This is a genomic window from Thioalkalivibrio sp. ALJ12, assembly GCF_000378305.1.
Lineage (GTDB): Bacteria > Pseudomonadota > Gammaproteobacteria > Ectothiorhodospirales > Ectothiorhodospiraceae > Thioalkalivibrio.
Window position 1 is genome coordinate 186,511 of sequence record NZ_KB899539.1, and the last position, 20,032, is coordinate 206,542.

At 66.8% G+C, this 20,032-nt stretch carries 21 protein-coding genes and 1 riboswitch; of the genes, 16 read left to right on the plus strand and 5 right to left on the minus strand.

Features of this window, described 5'->3' with window-relative positions; translation table 11 throughout:
* Positions 1 to 4: 4 nt before the first annotated feature.
* The 14 genes from tilS (at position 5) to glpK (ending at position 13,449) form a co-directional block, all read left to right on the plus strand.
* A complete protein-coding gene (gene tilS, locus F467_RS0108240; protein WP_018139632.1) occupies positions 5 to 1,261 on the plus strand; it encodes a tRNA lysidine(34) synthetase TilS in 1,257 nt (418 codons plus the stop codon).
* Between the two features lie 184 nt (positions 1,262 to 1,445).
* Complete coding sequence (locus tag F467_RS0108245; RefSeq protein WP_018139633.1) at positions 1,446 to 2,141, plus strand: ABC transporter substrate-binding protein; 696 nt, start codon at positions 1,446 to 1,448, stop codon at positions 2,139 to 2,141.
* A complete protein-coding gene (locus F467_RS0108250) occupies positions 2,134 to 2,727 on the plus strand; it encodes a SiaB family protein kinase (RefSeq protein ID WP_018139634.1) in 594 nt (197 codons plus the stop codon). Before F467_RS0108245 ends, F467_RS0108250 begins: the two co-directional genes overlap by 8 nt.
* Complete coding sequence (locus tag F467_RS0108255; protein WP_018139635.1) at positions 2,727 to 3,119, plus strand: DUF1987 domain-containing protein; 393 nt, start codon at positions 2,727 to 2,729, stop codon at positions 3,117 to 3,119. Before F467_RS0108250 ends, F467_RS0108255 begins: the two co-directional genes overlap by 1 nt.
* On the plus strand, positions 3,116 to 3,988 hold the full coding sequence (locus tag F467_RS0108260; RefSeq protein ID WP_051068182.1) for a GGDEF domain-containing protein: 873 nt from the start codon (positions 3,116 to 3,118) through the stop codon (positions 3,986 to 3,988). The genes F467_RS0108255 and F467_RS0108260 overlap by 4 nt, the downstream gene beginning before the upstream one ends.
* Positions 3,985 to 5,661 carry a PP2C family protein-serine/threonine phosphatase gene (locus F467_RS0108265; protein ID WP_018139637.1) on the plus strand — a complete coding sequence of 559 codons (1,677 nt, stop codon included), beginning with the start codon at positions 3,985 to 3,987 and terminating at the stop codon, positions 5,659 to 5,661. Before F467_RS0108260 ends, F467_RS0108265 begins: the two co-directional genes overlap by 4 nt.
* A gap of 95 nt (positions 5,662 to 5,756) precedes the next feature.
* Positions 5,757 to 7,424 (plus strand): CTP synthase, encoded by a 1,668-nt coding sequence (locus tag F467_RS0108270; protein ID WP_018139638.1) that lies wholly within the window; start codon positions 5,757 to 5,759, stop codon positions 7,422 to 7,424.
* A gap of 75 nt (positions 7,425 to 7,499) precedes the next feature.
* Positions 7,500 to 8,342, plus strand: coding sequence for a 3-deoxy-8-phosphooctulonate synthase (gene kdsA / locus F467_RS0108275; protein WP_018139639.1), 843 nt, complete (start codon positions 7,500 to 7,502; stop codon positions 8,340 to 8,342).
* An 83-nt stretch (positions 8,343 to 8,425) separates the two neighbouring features.
* On the plus strand, positions 8,426 to 9,703 hold the full coding sequence (gene eno / locus F467_RS0108280; RefSeq protein ID WP_018139640.1) for a phosphopyruvate hydratase: 1,278 nt from the start codon (positions 8,426 to 8,428) through the stop codon (positions 9,701 to 9,703).
* A gap of 149 nt (positions 9,704 to 9,852) precedes the next feature.
* Entirely contained in the window at positions 9,853 to 10,260 is a 408-nt protein-coding gene (gene ftsB, locus F467_RS0108285; protein WP_018139641.1) for a cell division protein FtsB, read from the plus strand.
* Positions 10,253 to 11,002: a 2-C-methyl-D-erythritol 4-phosphate cytidylyltransferase gene (gene ispD / locus F467_RS0108290; protein WP_018139642.1), complete on the plus strand. Its 750-nt coding sequence runs from the start codon at positions 10,253 to 10,255 to the stop codon at positions 11,000 to 11,002. Before ftsB ends, ispD begins: the two co-directional genes overlap by 8 nt.
* Entirely contained in the window at positions 10,999 to 11,499 is a 501-nt protein-coding gene (ispF, locus tag F467_RS0108295) for a 2-C-methyl-D-erythritol 2,4-cyclodiphosphate synthase (protein WP_018139643.1), read from the plus strand. Before ispD ends, ispF begins: the two co-directional genes overlap by 4 nt.
* The gene (locus F467_RS0108300; protein WP_018139644.1) at positions 11,496 to 11,882 is read left to right on the plus strand and encodes a VOC family protein; all 387 of its coding nucleotides are present in this window, start codon (positions 11,496 to 11,498) and stop codon (positions 11,880 to 11,882) included. Before ispF ends, F467_RS0108300 begins: the two co-directional genes overlap by 4 nt.
* 49 nt (positions 11,883 to 11,931) lie before the next feature.
* Positions 11,932 to 13,449: a glycerol kinase GlpK gene (gene glpK, locus F467_RS0108305; protein WP_018139645.1), complete on the plus strand. Its 1,518-nt coding sequence runs from the start codon at positions 11,932 to 11,934 to the stop codon at positions 13,447 to 13,449.
* 168 nt (positions 13,450 to 13,617) lie between these two features.
* On the opposite strand, the gene F467_RS0108310 is transcribed toward glpK, so the two are convergent.
* The 5 genes from F467_RS0108310 to F467_RS0108330 form a co-directional block, all read right to left on the minus strand.
* Positions 13,618 to 14,466 (minus strand): pirin family protein, encoded by an 849-nt coding sequence (locus F467_RS0108310; protein ID WP_018139646.1) that lies wholly within the window; start codon positions 14,464 to 14,466, stop codon positions 13,618 to 13,620.
* A 344-nt stretch (positions 14,467 to 14,810) separates the two neighbouring features.
* Positions 14,811 to 15,200, minus strand: coding sequence for a hypothetical protein (locus tag F467_RS0108315; RefSeq protein ID WP_018139647.1), 390 nt, complete (start codon positions 15,198 to 15,200; stop codon positions 14,811 to 14,813).
* A 12-nt stretch (positions 15,201 to 15,212) separates the two neighbouring features.
* The gene (locus tag F467_RS0108320) at positions 15,213 to 16,067 is read right to left on the minus strand and encodes an ABC transporter ATP-binding protein (RefSeq protein WP_018139648.1); all 855 of its coding nucleotides are present in this window, start codon (positions 16,065 to 16,067) and stop codon (positions 15,213 to 15,215) included.
* Complete coding sequence (locus F467_RS0108325; RefSeq protein WP_018139649.1) at positions 16,067 to 17,038, minus strand: iron ABC transporter permease; 972 nt, start codon at positions 17,036 to 17,038, stop codon at positions 16,067 to 16,069. The genes F467_RS0108320 and F467_RS0108325 overlap by 1 nt, the downstream gene beginning before the upstream one ends.
* A gap of 6 nt (positions 17,039 to 17,044) precedes the next feature.
* Positions 17,045 to 17,947 carry a cobalamin-binding protein gene (locus F467_RS0108330; protein WP_018139650.1) on the minus strand — a complete coding sequence of 301 codons (903 nt, stop codon included), beginning with the start codon at positions 17,945 to 17,947 and terminating at the stop codon, positions 17,045 to 17,047.
* 146 nt (positions 17,948 to 18,093) lie between these two features.
* A riboswitch (cobalamin riboswitch) is annotated at positions 18,094 to 18,296 on the plus strand.
* 94 nt (positions 18,297 to 18,390) lie between these two features.
* Here F467_RS0108330 and bluB point away from each other — a divergent pair.
* Both bluB and cbiB read left to right on the plus strand, forming a co-directional pair.
* Positions 18,391 to 19,101, plus strand: a complete 711-nt coding sequence (bluB, locus tag F467_RS0108335) for a 5,6-dimethylbenzimidazole synthase (protein ID WP_018139651.1) — start codon at positions 18,391 to 18,393, stop codon at positions 19,099 to 19,101.
* 4 nt (positions 19,102 to 19,105) lie between these two features.
* Entirely contained in the window at positions 19,106 to 20,008 is a 903-nt protein-coding gene (cbiB, locus tag F467_RS0108340; protein ID WP_018139652.1) for an adenosylcobinamide-phosphate synthase CbiB, read from the plus strand.
* Positions 20,009 to 20,032 lie beyond the last annotated feature (24 nt).

Here is a 20,032-nt window from a genome sequence, read left to right on the forward strand (position 1 = left end):
CCGGGTGGGGGATCACACCCACCCGGTGATGGTCGCCATGCGGGCCTTTTTGCAGGACCACCCGGACTTCGCTTCTTTGCGCGTCGCCTTTAGCGGCGGCCGCGACTCCTCTGTATTGCTGCACGCGCTCGCGCGACTGCGCCCTCAAGGGCTTGAGGCCTGGCATGTGAATCACGGTCTGCGACCGGATGCCGATGCGCAGGCGGCGTTCTGTGTACGCGTTGCCGAGGCGCTGGATGTAGCGCTGACCGTACGCAAGGTGACCGTTCTTGATGATGCCTCCGAGGGGCCGGAGGCCGCAGCGCGCCGTTCACGCTACACGGCCCTGCGCGAGGGCCTCGGGGGGCGGGACCTGATCCTGACCGCCCAGCATGCCGACGACCAGGCCGAGACTTTTCTGCTCGCCGCGCTGCGCGGGAGCGGTCCGGAGGGCCTTCAGGGCATGCGGGTACTGCGTCGCGAAGGGGACACCTGGTTGGGGAGACCGTTGCTGGAGGTCCCGGGCGAGGCCATCGCGGACTACGCAGAAGCGGCGGGGCTCGGTTGGTACGACGACCCAAGCAATGACGACACCCGGTTCGATCGCAATTTCCTGCGCCGCGAGATCCTCCCGCGTCTGGCGGAGCGCTTCCCTGTTCATGCCTCCCTGGCGCGCAGCGCCCGCTGGCAGCGCGAGGCCGTCGACCGCCTGGAGAGCCTGGAGGATGAACGCATTCCGGATGAGGCCTCGCTCGAGCTGGCCTCGCTGGCCGAGCTGGACCGGCCCGCTCGACGCGCGCGATTGCGGGCCTGGCTGCGCGCGCAGGGCCTGCGACCGCCGGGCCATGCGCGGCTGGAGGAGTTCTGTCGGCAACTGGAGGTCCACGCGCCGGACCGGACTCCGGAGCTGCGCTGGGCGGATGGCTGGATGGGCGTTTATCGCGGAACGATTTGTGCCGAAGCCCCGGATGCAAAGTCGGCCGTGCCAGGTGACGTGATCCCCTGGCCGCCGGGGCATGCGCGCCTGACGCTCCCGGATGGTCGGGTACTGGAGCGCGCAGCGCTGGTGGCCCTGGGTGTGGACGCGCAGGAGGCGCTGGAGGTCGGTTTTCGCCGGGGTGGGGAAACCGTGGTGACGCCAGCGGGTCGCCGACCCTTGAAGAAGCGGCTTCAGGAGCGGGGGATCCCGCCATGGGAACGCGAACATCTGCCGTTGGTCAGGCGGCAGTCGGATGGGCTTGTCGTCGCCATTCTCTGGTCGCATGGAGACCTGGGTCCCTGAAGGCGGCACGTCCGGTGGATGGTGATCCGTCCAGAACCTGTAGTCCCCTTGCAGTTGACGGGGCGAGCGGAAAAGCCAATGCTTGAACTTCGTCATACTTTTGAGGGGCCGGGGTGTGAGAACCATCAGCCGGCAGACCAGGGCATATGTCCGGGGTATCGCTTGTGTGTTCGCGTTGCTGGGTATGGCAACGGCACAGGGCGGAACCCTCAGCCTGGCCACCGAGAGTTATCCGCCATTTAACTTCGAGACGCCGGAAGGCGGGCTTGACGGTATCTCTGTGCGCGTGATGAACCAGCTGCTCGAGGAAACCGGGATCGAGGCCGAGATCCGTTTGTTGCCCTGGAGTCGTGCTTACGCCGAGGCGCAGTCGAACCCCGATACCTGTGTGTTCTCGACGACGCGGACTCCGCAACGCGAAGAGCTCTTCGAGTGGGTAGGCCCGCTGGTGGAGAATCAGTGGCATGCCTATGCCCTTGAGGGCTCCGACGTCGCAGCGCAGTCGCTCGATGACCTTCACGACTATCGAGTGGGTGGTTATCGCGACGACGCCGTTGCGTTGTATGTCGAGGCCCGGGGGATTGAGATCGATACCGCCCCCAATGACCGCCTGAACGCGCGCAAGCTCGCGGCCGACCGGATTGACGTCTGGGTCAGTGGCGAGCACCTCGCACCCTGGTACGCGCGCCTGGAAGAGATCGGCGAACTGCGCTCGCTGTTTGCCTTCAACGACACGGTGATGTCGCTCGCCTGCCACCCGGATACCGATCGCGATCGGCTGGACCGCCTCCAGGCCGCGCTGGATGCCATGCGCGAGGATGGCCGCTACGCAGCGATCGTCAGCGAAGTACTCGAACGTAACGGAGACGCGAATGACTGAGTTCGCCACGCAGCGCGAAGCGGATCGCGGTGGCCTGATCGCCGAGGAGGTGCTGGATTTTCAGCGCAACATGACCCGGCGCGGCATTATCTTTTCGTTCACCGGCTATATCTCCGAAGGCATCCTGAAGGCGCTGGGCGACGCCCTGCGTCAGAAGATCCGGCTGGAGTCGACAGACAACAAGACCGTAAACCGAGTGTTCTCGGTGTTCGTCGAGCAGGTGCAGAACATCATTCGCTACTCGGCCGAACGGATCGAGCACGCGGCGGAACCCCCGGTGGAGCTGAGCTCCGGCATGATTACGGTCGGCTCCGAAAAAGGCCGATTCTTCGTGATCTGCGGCAATATCATCGCCCGCGAAGACGCGGATACTCTGGGCAGCCGGCTGAGCGAGCTTCAGGGGATGGACAACGAGGCCCTGCGGCGCTTCTACAAGGAAAAGCTGCGCGAGCCGCCGGACGAGGGCAGCAAGGGGGGCAGCATCGGGCTGATCGAGATCGCACGCCGAGCCAGCGAGCCGATCCAGTTCGACTTCGAGCACCTCTCCGACGCGTATTCCTACTTTGTACTGAAGGCCTACATCTGATGGCAGCACTGGACCCCATTCGACACGAGGCAACGGACCGCACCCCGGAGGTCCTGTTCGATTTCGCGGCGGGGCATTACCGCATTTCCGGCGAGTCCTACCCGGAAGACGCTGCGAGCTTCTATGGACCCCTGACCCAGGGCCTGCGACAGGCGGTCCAGGAGCGGGCCAGCGAGTCGCTGGAGTTCAGCGTCGAGATGATCTACTTCAACAGCTCGACCGCGAAGGCGCTGATGAACCTCTTTCAGATCCTCGAAGACGCCGCCGAGGCCGGCATCAACGTGCGCATCAACTGGTGCTACCACGAAGACGACGAGACGATGGAAGAATTCGGCGAGGACTTTTCCGAGGACTTTGCCCACGCGGACTACCGCATGTGCCCGACATCATGAACGCCTCTCACGACCCCAAGCAGCCAGTGCCGGTGCCAGCGACCGCACGCGACGGCGACGATCCGGAAGCGCTTGCCGACTTCTCTCTGTTCGAGCAGGAGAAGCAGATCATGCAGCGCTCCGAGCAGATGCTGGAGGCGCTGGACGATGTGGCCGAGGGCGTGCGCATGCTCGCCAAGGCCTATTCAGAGAGTTATCGCGTTCAGCGCCGCATGATGCGCATGAGTGATCGGATGCAGCTGGACCTGCAGGCCGCCAACCGTCAGCTGCGCGAGCAGGCCACCCACCTGGAGCAGCTCAACGGTGCACTGTCCGACGAGGTGCGCGAGCGCGAGCGCCTGACGGCCGAGCTCGAGCGCCTGGCGCTGGAGGATGCCCTGACCGGGCTGTTCTCGCGGCGCCGGGTAATGGACTGTGTCGAGGGGCTGGCCGAAACGGTGGGCGATCAGGCCCGCTCGCTCACTGTGATGATGCTCGACCTAGACGACTTCAAAGCCCTGAATGACACCCATGGCCATGCCGCCGGGGATTACGCCCTGCAGAGCTTCGCCGAGATCCTCCGCGGCGAGCTCGGCGCCGATCAGTACGCCGGGCGCATGGGGGGCGAGGAGTTCCTGGTGGTGGCCGCGGACCTCGAGCTTGATGCGGCCATGAGCTTGGCGGAGCGCATCCGCACCACTGTCGAGCAGACGATCCCGCGCTGGAAGGGCGAACCGCTGCATCTGGAGGTCTCGATCGGTCTCGTCGTGACGACCGAACGCTGGCCGGATGCCGGGGCGCTGGTCGCGGCGGCGGATGATCTGCTTTACCGCGCGAAAAACGAAGGCCGTAATCGCGTCGAGGTCCAGTTCCACGGCGAGTCGGTATGACAGAGCCCGGCCCGGCGCGCAGCCGCAGCCTGGTCGCGAAGCTGGCGCTCGCGACCCTGCTGGTTGCACTGGCGCTCAGCCTGCTGGCGAGCGCCTATGTGATCGCGGCCGACTCGCGTGCCTTTCGCGCGGACACCCTGGAACAGATCGAACGGCTGCAACGGCTGGTGGCCCCTCCCGCGGCCGAGGCGGCCTATCAGCTGAATGCCGATCAGGCGGAATCACTTGTGGCGGGCCTGCAGGCCTTTGACGAGATCCACCGCGCCGAGATACTCGACGACTTCGGGCGCACCTTGGCCGAGGTGGAACGCGAAGGTGGCGGCGCCTCCTGGCTTGGGGAACGCCTGTTCGGGGCGGATCGCCAGCACGAGCGCGAACTGCTCCACCCGGACCTGCGCGAAACCAATGGTGCAGTGGGGATGCTGCGTGTGGAGCTCGCCCCCGATGTGCTGGCTGCAGCCCTGATCGAGCGTCTCCGCAATAGCGTGATCACCAGCGTGGTGCAGGCGGTGATCGTCTCGCTGGTCGTCGTACTGCTGTTCTACGGCCTCATGCTGCGCCCGATGCTGCGCATCTCCCGAGCCGTGGCGGGTACCGATCCCGACCATCCGGCCCAGTGGCCGCGCCCCCGCATGGGCCACCATGTGGATGACGAGCTCGGTGCCCTGGACCGCTCGCTCGACCGCCTCCTGAATGCCTTTCAGCAGGGCCTTGATGCGCGGGATGGTGCGCGGGGCGAGCTGAAGGCCCTGAACGAGGACCTGGAGCGCCGCGTGGTCGAGCGTACCCGCGAGCTGGAGGCCGAGAAGCTGGAGACTGAACGTGCGCTTGCGCGGGTCGACGAGGCCAACCGCGAACTCGAGCGCAGCAACCGCCTTGTGGTGGAGAGCATCCGCTATGCGCGGCGCATCCAGACCGCGATGCTCCCGGACAAGCACGCCCTGGACGGACACCTGGACGAGGTGCAGGTCTACTGGGAGCCGCTGCACCTGGTTGGTGGCGACTACTTCTGGCTGGAGGCCATCGACGGGCGCAGCGTGCTGGTGGCCGCGGACTGTACCGGGCATGGCGTCCCCGGGGCATTCATTACCCTGGTGCTGGCCTCGGCGCTGGATCGCATCCTGCATGAACACCGGCTCCTGGAACCGTCGGCAATCCTGCGCGAGATGGATCGGCTGGTGCGCTCGCGCCTGCGCCAGGACGGTCATGACTCGGATTCCGACGACGGATTGGAGGCGGCGGTGTGCGTCTATGACCCGGATGCCCGGACCCTGACCTTTGCCGGCGTAGGGCTGCCGCTGATCATGGATCGTGCGGGACAGGTGGAAGAGATTCGCGGCGTCCGCGGTGGGCTGGGGTATCGCAGCCTGGAGCCCGCGCAGCCGGTGGATCATGTGGTGGCGGTCGAGCCGGGCATGGAGTTCTTCCTGATTACCGACGGAGCCCACGACCATGTGGGTGGCGAGCCGCCCCGACTGTTCGGGCGCCGTCGCCTGCGCCACGTGCTGGCGGAAAAGTCCCCGCGTGACCTGGCCGCCAAGATCGATTCCGTGGTCCGCGTACTGGAGGATTATCGCGGCGGCGAGCCACGGCGTGACGACATGACGCTGGTGGCCTTCCGGCCGCTCGCGGCGGACGCGCAAAACATGCCGCGTGGTGCGGCGGCCGATTGAGCCGTCAGGGGCTCTCTGGTAGCATTTCGGCCGATCTGAGCCGCCCGTGAGCCGTATGAGCGGGGCTACCGTAATTCCCTAGCCAGGTTTCCCGCATGACGCGTTATGTATTCATTACCGGAGGCGTGGTTTCGTCTCTGGGCAAAGGCATTGCATCCGCCTCGCTGGGGGCTATCCTGGAGGCGCGCGGCCTCAAGGTGACGCTGCTCAAGCTCGACCCCTATATTAACGTCGATCCGGGCACCATGAGCCCGTTCCAGCACGGCGAGGTCTTCGTGACCGATGACGGCGCGGAGACGGACCTGGACCTGGGGCATTACGAGCGCTTTGTGCGCATCCGCACCTCGCGGCGCAACAATTTCACGACCGGGCAGATCTACGAGAACGTGATCCGCAAGGAGCGCCGCGGCGACTACCTGGGCGGTACGGTGCAGGTGATCCCGCATATCACCGACGAGATCAAGCGCTCGATCCGCGAGGGTGCGGGCGATGCCGACATTGCGCTGATCGAGATCGGCGGTACGGTGGGCGATATCGAGTCCCTGCCATTCCTCGAGGCGATCCGCCAGATGGGTGTGGAGCTGGGACACGAGAATGCCCTGTTCATGCACCTGACCCTGGTGCCCTTTATTGCCGCCGCCGGCGAGATCAAGACCAAGCCCACGCAGCACTCGGTCAAGGAGCTGCGCTCGATCGGGATCCAGCCGGATATCCTGCTGTGCCGTTCGACCCAGGCGATCCCCGAGGGCGAGCGGCGCAAGATTGCCCTGTTCACCAACGTCGAGGAGAAGGCGGTCATCTCCGCGGTGGACGTGGACAATATCTACAAGATCCCGCTGTGGCTGCACTCGCAGAAGCTCGACGAGATCGTGCTGCGCAAGCTGCATATCGAGGCGCCGCAGGCGGACCTGTCGGACTGGAAGCACGTGGTCAACGCCATGGAGTTCCCGGAGTCCGAGGTCACCGTCGGCATGATCGGCAAGTACGTCGATCTCACCGAGTCCTACAAGTCCGTGAACGAGGCGCTGACCCATGCCGGCGTACAGGTCGGGACGCGGGTGCGTATTCGCTATCTCGATTCGGAAAAGCTCGAAGGCGCGGATGCCGAGATCCAGGGGGAGATGGAAGGTCTGGACGCGATCCTGGTGCCCGGTGGCTTTGGCGAGCGCGGTGTGGAAGGCAAGATCGCGGCCGTGCGCTATGCGCGCGAGCACGGCGTGCCTTACCTGGGTATCTGTCTGGGCATGCAGGTTGCGGTGATCGAGTTCGCCCGTGATCAGGCCGGCCTCGAAGGCGCGCACAGTACGGAGTTTGCCCCGGATACCCCGCACCCGGTGATTGCCCTGATTACCGAGTGGCAGGACCGCGAGGGCCGCATCGAACGGCGCGATGCCGAGAGCGATCTCGGCGGCACGATGCGTCTGGGGGCACAGTCCGCGCGACTGGCCCCGGGTTCGCGGATTGCGGAGGCCTATGGCCGCGAAGATGTCAGCGAGCGCCATCGCCACCGCTTCGAGTTCAACAACGCCTATCGCGAACGGCTGGAGGCAGCGGGCCTGCGCATCTCGGGTGTGTCCGAGTCTGGCGAACTGGTCGAGGCGGTGGAGCTGCCGGGCCACCCGTGGTTCATCGGTTGCCAGTTCCATCCGGAGTTCACCTCGACCCCGCGCGACGGGCATCCGCTGTTTACCGGTTTCATCCGCGCCGCGCGGACCTATCAGGACGAGCGCGAGCCGGAGACCACGACGGCGTTGACGGATTAGTGTTTGCCTAACGCGCCGTATGACGGCGCTTTGCGGCCGTGCCCGGAGGGTGGCGTCCGCCAGACAGGACATTGCATGCAGCTTTGCGGTTTTGAAGTCGGCCTCGACCGGCCATTTTTTCTGATTGCCGGCCCCTGCGTGATCGAATCCGAGGCGATGGCCCTGGAGACCGCGGGTGCGCTCAAGACGATCACCGACGAACTGGGCATCCCGTTTATCTACAAGTCCTCGTTCGACAAGGCCAATCGCTCGTCGACGAAGAGTTTCCGTGGTCCGGGCATCGAAGAGGGCCTGCGCATCCTGGAACAGGTGAAGCAGCAGTTGGGAGTCCCGGTGCTGACCGATGTCCACGAGGACACCCCGCTGGACGAGGTCGCGGCCGTGGTGGACGTGCTGCAAACGCCCGCGTTCCTGTGCCGGCAGACGAACTTCATCCAGAATGTCGCGCGCCAGGGGCGCCCGGTGAACATCAAGAAGGGCCAGTTCCTGGCGCCCTGGGATATGGGCAATGTCGTGGACAAGGCGCGCGAGGCCGGCAACGACCAGATCATGGTCTGTGAACGCGGCGTCTCCTTCGGCTACAACACGCTGATCTCGGACATGCGGGGTCTGGCCCAGATGCGCCAGACCGGTTGCCCGGTGGTGTTCGACGCCACGCACTCGGTCCAGCAGCCGGGCGGGCAGGGCGCGACCTCTGGTGGGCAGCGCGAGTATGTCCCCGTGCTGGCGCGGGCGGCCGTCGCCTCCGGGGTGTCGGGTCTGTTCATGGAGACCCATCCGGATCCCGAGCGCGCCCTCTCGGATGGGCCCAACGCCTGGCCGCTGCCGCGCATGGCGGAGCTGCTGACCACGCTCAAGGCGCTGGATACGGCCGCCAAGGCGCAGCCGTTTGCCGAGGCCGAGTACGGGCTGGGTTGATTCGCGCAGGATTATTTAAGAGTTTCATTTAAGTTCCGCCTCCAACCTTTGGGGCGGATGAGTTTATTTTTCAAGGAGAAAGCATGTCCCAGATTGCGGAGATTCATGCCCGCGAGATCATCGACTCGCGGGGCAACCCGACGGTCGAGGCCGACGTTGTCCTGGATTCCGGCGCGATGGGTCGTGCCGCGGTGCCGTCGGGGGCCTCCACGGGGGCCCGCGAGGCACTGGAGCTGCGCGATGACGAGCCGCGCTATGGCGGCAAGGGCGTGCAGAAGGCCGTGGGCCATGTGAATGGCGAGATCCGCGACGCCCTGCGTGGGATGGAGCTGGACCAGACGGCGGTGGACCGCCGCATGCTCGAGCTGGACGGCACCGAGAACAAGTCGCGCCTGGGCGCGAACGCGCTGCTGGCAGTCTCGATGGCGGCCGCGCATGCACAGGCGGCGGATCGCGAGCAGCCGCTGTTCGAGTCCATGGGCGGCGAGCAGGCGACCCTGCTGCCCGTGCCGATGATGAACATCATCAACGGCGGCGCCCACGCCGACAACAGCGTCGACATGCAGGAGTTCATGATCCTGCCGGTGGGCGCGGACTCCGTGCGTGAGGCCGTGCGCTACGGCGCCGAGGTGTTCCATGCCCTGAAGAAGGTGCTGGGTCAGCGCAACCTGGGGACGGGCGTGGGGGACGAGGGCGGCTTTGCCCCGGATCTGCCGTCCAACTCGGCTGCGATCGAGGTGATCCTCGAGGCCATCCACAAGGCGGGCTTCAAGGCCGGGCAGGACATCTGGCTGGGCCTGGACTGTGCCAGTTCCGAGTTCTATCGCGACGGCCGCTACCACCTCGACTCCGAGGGCAAGGCCTTCTCCGCCGACGAGTTCTGCGAGTACCTTGCCCACTGGGTCGACCAGTACCCGATCCTGACCATCGAGGACGGCATGGGCGAGGACGACTGGGATGGCTGGAAGGTCCTCACCGAGCGTCTCGGTGACCGCGTGCAGCTGGTCGGCGATGACCTGTTCGTGACCAATACGCAGATCCTGCAGGAAGGGATCGACAAGGGCGTGGCCAACTCGATCCTGATCAAGCTGAACCAGATCGGCACCGTAACCGAGACCCTGGAGGCCATCGAGCTGGCGCGCCAGGCGAAGTACACGGCGGTGATCTCGCATCGCTCCGGCGAGACCGAGGACGTGACCATCGCCGATCTGGCGGTAGCCACCGGGGTTGGCCAGATCAAGACCGGTTCGCTCTCGCGCTCGGATCGCGTGGCCAAGTACAACCAGCTGATCCGGATCGAGGAGCATCTGGGATCCCGGGCGCGTTATCCCGGCATGGATGCCTTCAACATCCGGCGATAATCCGCGATTGTTGCGTTTGTCGCGGGTTGGGTTCTCAGCCTGCAGAGCGTCTCCTGTGCCCGGCGGCCAAGGGGCCGTAGAATGCCGGGCATGGAAGCTCGACTCTCTCCCTGGCGGCTGGCCGTGGCGACCGGCCGCGGGAATCGCTGATGCGCTGGTTGCTGATCGGTCTGGCGGTGCTGCTACTGCTGTTGCAGTGGCCGCTGTGGCTGGGAGAGGGCAGCTGGCGCGATGTACGCGACCTGCGCGAGCAGGTAGAGGAGCAGCGTGCGGCCAACGCCGAGCTGGAGCAACGCAATCAGGCGCTGGAGGCCGAGGTACACGACCTGCGTACCGGTACCGATGCGGTGGAAGAACGCGCCCGCCGCGACCTGGGCATGATCCGCGAAGACGAGATCTTCTTCTTTGTGGTCGGCGAGGACGACGACCGGCGTCCAGTGCCGGAGCCGTTGCCAGACCCGGCGCGGGATGTGTCCCCGGGGCCCGCCGAGATCCCGGACCGCGAACGCGAGCCGGCAACCGATACGCTGCCACCCGAGGATCCGTTTGATGGCTGATCCCGACACCAACAACCCCTCCGCGGAACCCGCCTACTGGGCCCTGATCCCGGCGGCCGGCGTGGGCCGGCGCATGGGCTCCGATCGACCCAAGCAGTTCCTGACGCTGGGGTCACGCACCATCCTCTCGCATACCCTGTCGATCTTTCTTGAGCACCCGCGCATTCGCGGTGTGGTCCTGGTGCTCGGGCCGGATGTGGACCCGGACGCGCTGGATCTTCCAACGGCGGGCGGGCGCCTGTTTCGTGTGGCCGGCGGGGCCGAGCGGGCGGATTCGGTCCAGAACGGACTCGACTTCCTGCAGGAACGCGCGGCCCCCGATGACTGGGTGCTGGTGCACGATGCCGCGCGCCCCTGTCTGCCACGCGCGGATCTGGACCACCTTCTGAACGCGCTGCGGGACGATCCGGTGGGCGGTCTGCTGGCCACGCCCAGCACGGATACGGTCAAGTGGAGTGACGAGGACGGGCGCGTCGAGCGCACGCTGGAACGCGCGCGCGTCTGGCGCGCGCTGACACCACAGATGTTCCGCCTCGGCATGCTGCGGGAGGCCAATCGGGCCGCCCGCGAGGCCGGTCATGCGGTTACCGACGAGGCCAGCGCGATCGAATGGCATGGCGCCCGTCCGCGTCTGATCGAGGGCTCGATGATGAACATCAAGATCACCCGGGCGGAGGATCTGGAACTGGCCCAGCTATACCTGATGCAGCAGGGGCGCCTGGACGGCGGGTTCCGGCCATGAGCGGCATGCGCGTGGGGCAGGGCTTCGACGTGCATGCCTTCGGACCCGGCGATCACCTGATCCTGGGCGGTGTGCGCATCCCGTTCGATCACGGCTTTGTCGCGCATTCCGATGGCGACGTCTTGTTGCACGCGATCTGTGATGCCCTGTTCGGGGCGGCGGGGCAGGGGGATATCGGCCGCCACTTTCCCGATACCGACGAGCGCTTTCGTGGGGCGAACAGCCGCGACCTTCTGCGCGAGACCCTGCGCCGGGTCCAGGAGGCCGGGTGGCGCCCGGTAAATGTGGATGCGACCGTGATCGCCCAGGCACCGAAGATGGCCCCGCATGTGGCGGCGATGGAGGACCACATCGCTGCGGACCTGGGGCTGATGGCGGGTGCGGTGAATGTGAAGGCGACAACCACCGAGCGTCTGGGCTTTACAGGGCGCGGAGAAGGCGTGGCGGCCCAGGCGGTGGTGCTGCTGGAGCCTTCTTCGGGGCTGATGCACGTATGACGGCGGCTCGATCCCCCAGCGTGCTGGGTCTGGATCACGTCAGTGTCGTGATCGCCGATCTGGAGGCGTCCGCGCGGTTCTATGGCGAGATCCTGGGGCTGCGCCCCGTGGAGCGTCCGGATCTCGGCTTTCCGGGGCTTTGGTATGACCTGGGTGGCGGGCAGACCCTGCACCTGCTGGGCGTACCCAATCCGGACGCTACCGAACGCGACGTGCGCGGCGGTCGCGATCGCCACCTGGCCTTGCGCGTGCGTGGTCTGGACACCTTGCTGCAACGCCTGGAGAACGCCGGGCACTCGGCCGATCGCAGTCAGTCCGGGCGACCGGCCGCGTTCGTCCGCGACCCGGACGGCAACACCGTCGAACTGATCGAGGCGGGCTGACACCGCGCGGGTGCGCCGCGCCGAAATCCCCGCTGCACGAGGAGGGAACATGGACGGCGAGTACATCCTGGCCCTGGATCAGGGCACGACCAGCTGCCGGGCGATCCTGTTCGATCGTGAGGCGTCGATCATCGGTGTCGCCCAGCGCGAGTTCACCCAGCATTACCCCCAGCCCGGCTGGGTCGAGCACGACGCGATGGAGATCTGGGGCACCCAGATCGGGGCGGCGCGCGAGGTGCTGGAGACCCGCGGTATCAAGCCGGCCCAGCTCGCGGCCATTGGCATCACCAACCAGCGCGAGACCACCGTGGTCTGGGACCGGGAGACGGGCAAGCCGATCCACCCGGCAATCGTCTGGCAGGACCGGCGCACTGCGGGTTTCTGCGACGAGCTGAAGGCGCGCGGGCTGGAGGAGACCATCCGGGAACGCAGCGGGCTGGTGGTGGATGCCTACTTCTCCGGAACCAAGCTGCGCTGGCTGCTGGATCACGTGGACGGTGCGCGCGAGCGCGCGGAGCGCGGCGAGTTGCTGTTCGGCACCATGGATACCTGGCTGATCTGGAATCTCACCCGAGGCGAGCGGCATGTAACCGATGTCTCCAACGCCTCGCGCACGCAGCTGTTCAACATCCACGAGCTGGACTGGGATGACACGCTGCTGGACGAACTGGAGATCCCGCGGGCCATGCTCCCCGAGGTCCGGGGCTCCAGCGAGGTGCTGGGCCATACGGGCACCGAGATGTTTGGGGCCCACGAGATCCCCATCGCGGGCGTGGCCGGCGACCAGCATGCGGCGCTCTTCGGGCAGACCTGCTTCGATCGCGGCATGGCCAAGAACACCTATGGCACCGGCTGCTTTCTCCTGATGAACACCGGCACCGAGCCGGTCACTTCGCACTCGGGTCTGCTCACGACCGTCGCCTGGAGCGTCGATGGCCAGGTCGAGTATGCGCTGGAGGGCTCCATCTTCATTGCCGGTGCCGCGATCCAGTGGCTGCGGGACGAGCTCAAGCTGATCGATTCGGCCGAGGACTCGGAATACTACGCGAGCAAGGTGGAGGACTCCGACGGCGTCTATGTCGTCCCGGCATTCGCGGGGCTCGGGGCTCCGTACTGGGACATGTATGCCCGCGGGGCGATCTTCGGGCTGACGCGCGGTACGCGCAAGGAACACATCACCCGCGCCACGCTGGACTCCCTGGCCTACCAGACCAAGGACGTGATCGACGCGATGGAGCAGGACTCCGGCATCGCGCTGAAGGGCCTGCGCGTCGACGGCGGTGCGGTCGCCAACAACGTGATGATGCAGTTCCAGGCCGACATGCTCGGGGTGAATGTCGAGCGCCCGGTGGTCACGGAATCGACTGCCCTGGGGGCTGCCTATCTGGCCGGGCTGGCCGTGGGTTTCTGGACGCGCGACGAACTGGCGCAGAAGAGCCAGCTGGACCGGGTATTCGAGCCGCAGATGGATGCGGCCACCCGCGATCGCTACTACCGGGGCTGGAAGAAGGCCGTAAAACGCACGATGGGGTGGGCGCGCGAGGACGACCAAGAGGCGCCCAACTAGCGGGCGGGTGGTCCGGGGGAGCTGGCTGGCGTGGGCAGGGGCTTCGCCGCCAAGGCGGCTCCCACAGGGGGCAGTGGGTAGAGCGATGACTCTTACCCGGCGCTACCCTGAAGTCTGTGGGAGCGGGCTTGCCCGCGAAAGCCCCTGTCAGAGTCAGACCCTGCCGGGTCAGTCGATGCTGGCCGGTTCGGCCGCGAGCTGGCCGGACTGATAGTCGCTGATCGCCTGCTCGATCTCGTCGGAGGTGTTCATCACGAACGGGCCGTAGTGGGCGATCGGTTCGCCCAGCGGGCGGCCCTTGAACAGCAGCACTCGCGCATCCTGCTGGGCGATCAGGTGGATCTGCGTCTGTCCGCTCCAGGTGCCCAGTTCGCCCGTCTTCAACCCGGTCAGCTCGCCGTCATAGACATAGGCGAGCACCCGGTCGTCCAGCTGGACGGCCAGCGACAGGCGGTAGCCTGCCGGCAGGCTCAGATCCGCCATCGCCGCACCTTCTCCGATCTGTTCCAGCGGGCCTTCGGTATCCCCGGCGCTGGTCTGCCAGGAGCCGGCGATCGCCTTGAAGTGCAGTGGGCCGTCGTCTTCCGGCAGGTGGCGCATCGCGTCGGCGCGCACGTCGCGGTAACGCGGCGGGTCCATCTTGCGCCGAGCCGGCAGGTTTACCCATAGCTGGAAGCCGTGCAGCCCGTCCGAGTCCAGCAGGGGCATCTCGGAGTGGATGACCCCGCGCCCGGCGCTCATCCACTGCGCCTCGCCTGCCTCCACACGACCCTGGTTGCCCATCGAATCTTCGTGGGTCAGGCCGCCATGGACGAGGTAGGTCAGCGTCTCGAACCCGCGATGCGGGTGGGAGGGGAAACCACCGATGTAGTCCTCCTTCGCACTGGCCTTCAGCTCGTCCAGCATCAGGAAGGGATCCAGGCCGCCGCGAAAGTCATGGATGCGGCGAATCTTCACACCCGCGCCGTCCTGGGTCGGGTGGGCTGTGCGTACGCTGTCCGGCGGTGTGGGGGTCATGACTTCTCCTAGGGAAACACTGATAAATGTACACGCTCGCGCTCGAGTTGCTTTTGCGTGCGAACAAGGCGCGGTGACCGCCGTGCAGTCATTCTGCACAAGGGAGCCGCAACGCCGTGCGCGCGCAAAAGCGACTCGAGCCCTTGCATTCAATGGCTTGTGGGGTTGGCACCCCAGGTTCCCCGATCCTGCGTTGCGGCCCTTGCCGGTAGAACCACTACCGGCTGCGCACCGCGCCTTGTCTCGGAGAACCTGGGGTGCCAACGCGAGTGTGTACATTCATCAGTGTTTCCCTTGATTAACCCTGCAACCATACCGACCATAAAAGCAAAAGAAAATTGCAGTCAGGGCCTGTCATGGGGCGGTTGCAGCGATGTCAGCTCCAGCCAGCTATCGGCAAAGAATTCAAGACTCTCCACGAAATCCGGGTCGTGTTCCTGGCGGTTGATGGTCAGGTGCAGCATGACCGCCTCCGGCTTCGGCGGATGCCCGGTCGTCAGGGTCCAGGCGAGGGCGTTCGGGCAGCTCGGCAGGGTGAAGCGCACACCGCCATTGATGCACTCGCGCCGGACACGAAACTCGCCCCACAGGCAGTAGACGACGCCGGCATCGGGCCCGGTCTCTTCAACAAGGGCGTCAATGGCGGGGCAAAGCCGGGGCAGGGCCGGTACGGTCAGCTCGGCCTGCAGGGAATCGGCGACAGCTTGCAGGGGCAGGGTGCGAAAGAATTCCACCGGGATTCCTCGTTACGGGATGGTCGGCATGAAGACCGGCTGGCCGTCGATCTCGCCGGTGCTCAGTGGCTGGTTGTACAGCCGTTCCAGCGCGGAGGGCACCAGCATGGTTCGGGTGGGGCCCCAGCAGGCCTTTCCGTCGGGGAACATCAGCAGCAGGTGATCGCAGTAGCGTACCGCCAGGTTCACGTCGTGCAGCACCAGGATCGCGGCGCGGTTGTCCCGGGCGATGCCCCGTATATGGTCCAGCACCGCCACCTGGTGGTGCAGGTCGAGCTGGCTGGTGGGCTCGTCCAGCAGCAGGAGCCGCGGGTTCTGGGTGAGTACGGTGGCGATGGCCAGGCGCTGGCGCTCGCCACCGGACAGGGTATCGACCAGGCGGTGCTCCAGTTCCGCCAGATCCATGCGGGCCAGGGCGGCGCGGGCCTGGGCGTAGTCCTCGGCGGACTCGATGTCCCAGGGCCGCAGGTACGGGTGGCGGCCGATCAGAGCCGTCTCCAGTACTGTTGCAGGGAAGCCGTCGTGGTGCTTCTGGAATACCAGACCCAGTTCGCGCGCCAGGCGGGCACGCGAGTAGTCGGGGAGTGGGCGGCCGCGTACATGGACCTCTCCTGCGCGGGCGGCGCGCAGCCCGCCCAGTGTGTGCAGCAGGGTGCTCTTGCCCGCGCCGTTCGGGCCGAGGATGCCCCAGCACTGTCCCGGGTTGATGGTCAGGTCCAGGGGTGAGCCGCTGGCGCGTTCCGGAATATCGATGACCAGATCGTGGGTGGCCAGCAGGGTGTCCGGCCCCGGCGCCTCGTGCACGCTCTCGGCACCCGGCGCATGGGGGTCGCCGTGACGTTGGGGGTCGGCAGTGTGCGGAGGCATCAGCGGCTCCGGTACAGCAGGAACAGGAATACGGGGACGCCCAGCATCGCGGTGATCACGCCGACGGGCAACTGCTCCGGGGCGATCATCGTACGGGCGAGGGTGTCGGCCAGCGTCAGCAGGATGCCGCCGCCGAGTGCCGAGGCCGGCAGGATCACGCGCTGGTCGTTGCCGAAGATCAGCCGGAGCATGTGCGGCACGATTAGTCCGACGAAGCCCACCGCACCGACCTGCATGACCGCCGTGGCGGTGATCAGTGCCGCCGCGACGTAGATCGTCCATTCCACCGGCCGCACGGCCACGCCCAGTGCGGCCGCCTGCATCGGGCCGCGCGCCAGCACGTTCAGCGTCCGTCCCAGCGGCAGGGCCAGCAACACGACCAGCACCAGCACACCCCAGGCGGGGTAGGGGTTGCGGGCGTGGGAGACATCGCCCATCAGCCAGTACAGCATCCCGGGCAGCTCCGCGGTCGGGCTCACGGCGAGCAGGAAGCTGATCACGGCGCCCCAGCCGGCCGCCACGACTACGCCGGTCAGCAGCAATCGGGTCGGCGTCCAGCTGCCGGTGCCGTGCGCCAGGCCGAACACGATCACCGTGGACAGCAGCGCGCCTGCGAATGCGGCGACCGAGACCGAGAACATCGACAGCCCCGCGAGCATGGCCAGCAGGGCACCCACCGAAGCCCCGCCGGAGAGGCCCAGCACATAGGGATCGGCCAGCGGATTGCGCAGCAACACCTGCATCAGGGCACCGGCGACGCCCAGCAGCCCGCCGGCGGCGAATGCGGCCAGGGCGCGTGGCAGGCGCAGTTCCAGTACCAGCGTGTTGTGCAGGCGGCTCCCTTCGCCCTGAATCACCGCGAGCAGGTCGCCGGGGGCAATGGCGACGCTGCCATAGGCCAGCGCGATCAGGATCGCAAGCAGCGACGCCGGGAGCAGGACCCCCGTGGCGAGGAGGAAGGAGCGCGTCACGGCTGGTCAGTCGTCCCGGCGTGAACGGGCCCGTTCCAGCTCTTCGCACATCAGCCGGGTCCCTTCGGCAATCCGCGGGGTGTGACGCTGGAGCAGCGACGGCGGGATAAAGAACAGGTTGTCGCGCTGCACCGCAGTCATGTCCTCCCATTGTTCCCAGGCAATTACCCAGTCCGGCCGGTCTTCGCCCATGCCGCCACCGATGATCACCTCCGGGTCGGCCTCGATCACGGCCTCGCGGTCCATGCGCGGCACCAGGCGGTCCAGGTGACCGAACACGTTCTTGCCCCCGCACAGGCGGATGGCCTCGCCGATCAGGTGATCGTCGTTGACCGTCATCAGGGGCTGTTCCCAGACCTGGTAGAACAGCGGGACCGGGTCACGGTCGGAATAGTCCAGCCGCAACGTCTCGATCTCGTCGAGAAAGGCCTGCACCGCCTCCTCGCCGCGTTCCTCGGTACCGGCCAGCTGCGCCATGCGACGCATGCTGGAGGCCACGCCCTCGAAACTGCGCGGTTCCGAGACATAGACGTTCAGCCCCAGATCGCGCAGGCGCTCGATCTGCGAGATGGAGTTGCCACTGCGCCAGGCGACCACCAGGTCCGGGTCCATCTCGACCACGCGTTCCAGGTCGATGCGGCTGTAGCCACCGACTCGCGGGATCATCTCCGCCTCCGGCGGGAAGTCGCTGTGCTGCGTGACGCCGACCAGCTGCTCTCCGGCGCCGACGGCGAACAGGACTTCCGTGATGTGCGGGGCCAGGCTGACGATACGTTCGGCGGGCCGGTCGAGCGTGACCTCGCGATCGTCATCGTCGGTCACCGTGACCGGTTCGGCCAGTGTCGGCCCCGCGCACAGGAGTAGCGCGGCAAGGGCCGTTAACTGGCGTTTGAGGGAAGTGAAAGTCATTAAAAATCCGACTGTTGTGGATTGTTCGTAACGTAAACAATACTGTGTTTTCGGGGCGCCGCACGGGCAGCGAAAGCGCCTCATCATAGCAGCAAGGGCAAGATGGTTTGGTGCCCAAATTGGTCGGGGGCACCCTGAGCGCGTATCATGCTCCGCTTTCGTCAGGTGCCTGCAGTTGGCAGGTGAAACGGGAAGCTGGTGCAAGTCCGGCGCTGCCCCCGCAACGGTAAGCGAGCGGTAAATCGCTCGGCAGACTGGCCACTGGGTCCTGTGCCCGGGAAGGCGTCTGCCGGTCGGCATCCTCCGACGCTCGCAAGCCCGGAGACCGGCCTGGCGGTGATTCATCCTGCGACCGTGCGGCGGGCAACGGTCGAGGGCGCAGGTGCGTTCCTAAAAGCCTGTTCCTTCGTGTCTTCGCCGCGCCGTCGCCTCGACGGAACCTCATGACGGCCCCAGCTCCCAACCAGTCAGAAGAGAATCCGAACGCGTTCGCCTCGGCGGAGCGCGCAGCGGTCTATCGCGTGATCGGCGAGCGCCGGGACATGCGGCATTTCCGCCCGGACCCGGTGGACCCCGATACCCTGCGGCGCCTGCTGGAGGCCGCGCACCAGGCGCCCAGCGTGGGCTACATGCAGCCCTGGCGCTTTCTGCGGGTGACCGACGCGCGGCTGCGCGATGCGTTGCACGGGCATGTGGCGGCGGAGCAGACACGCACGGCCGAGGCCTGCGGCGAGCGTGCCGCCGAGGTGCACCGGCTGAAGCTCGAAGGTATCCGCGATGCGGGCGAGCTGCTGGTGGTCGCGTTGACCGATGGGCGCGAGCGCTACGTGCTGGGTCGGCGCACCATCCCGGAGATGGACCTGTGCTCCGCCGCGTGTGCGATCCAGAACCTGTGGCTCGCGGCCCGGGCCGAGGGCCTGGGCATGGGCTGGGTGTCGCTGTTCGACCCGGACTGGCTGGCCGGGGAGCTGGGGATGCCGAAAGGGGCCTGGCCGATCGCGATCCTTTGTCTGGGTCATGTGGATGCGTTCTACGAGCGGCCGATGCTGGAAACCGAGGGCTGGGATCAGCGACGGTCGCTGGACGAACTGGTGTTCGAGAATCGCTGGGGCAGCCGTACCGACGCACCCGGCGGTTCCTCAGCGAGTGGATGACCCGATGCTGATCGCGTTCCTCACGCTGCTTGGTGCGCTGGTGCTGGATCGCCTGATCGGCGATCCGCGCCGCTGGCACCCGCTGGCCGGGTTCGGGCTGCTGGTCCAGCGCCTGGAGGCCCGGTTCTACCGCGATGGTCGGGCCCGCGGCGCGCTGCTTCTGGCCGTCCTGGTGGTGCCCTTTGTGCTGCTGACGGTCTGGTTGCAGCAGCTCCTGCCGGTCTGGCTGGTAGGGCTGCTGGTACTGGCGTTGGCGCTGGGCTGGCGCAGCCTCGACGAGCACGCCGAGCGCGTGGCCCGGGCGCTGGAGGCCGGCGATCTGGGCCAGGCGCGGCAGCAGGTGCAGATGCTGGTCAGCCGCGACAGCGAGGCCCTGGATGTGGCCGGGGTCAGCGGCGCGGCGGTGGAGTCGGTACTGGAGAACGGCAACGATGCCTTGTTCGGCACCATTTTCTGGTTCCTGGTGGCCGGTGCGCCGGGGGTGGTGCTGTATCGCCTGGTGAATACGCTGGATGCGATGTGGGGCTACCGCAATGCGCGTTACACGCGCTTTGGCTGGACCGCGGCGCGGCTGGATGACCTGCTGAACTGGATCCCGGCGCGCATGACCGCGCTGGCCTATGCCCTGGCCGGGCGCACTCGCGATGCCCTGCAGTGCTGGGGCGAGCAGGCCGCGGCCTGGAAGAGCCCGAACGCTGGGCCGGTAATGGCCGCTGGGGCGGGCGCACTGGGGCTGGTGCTGGGCGGTGCCAGCCAATATCACGGCGAGCGTCAGTGGCGTCCGCGCCTGGGGATGGGCGCGGCACCGGATGCCGCCGGCATCCGTGCGGCGATGGGGCTGGTGGATCGGGCGCTGGCGCTGTGGATGGGCGTGCTTGTCATCGGGGTGAGCCTTGCGATCTTCTGAGCTGAACAGAGCGCGGCCGGCACC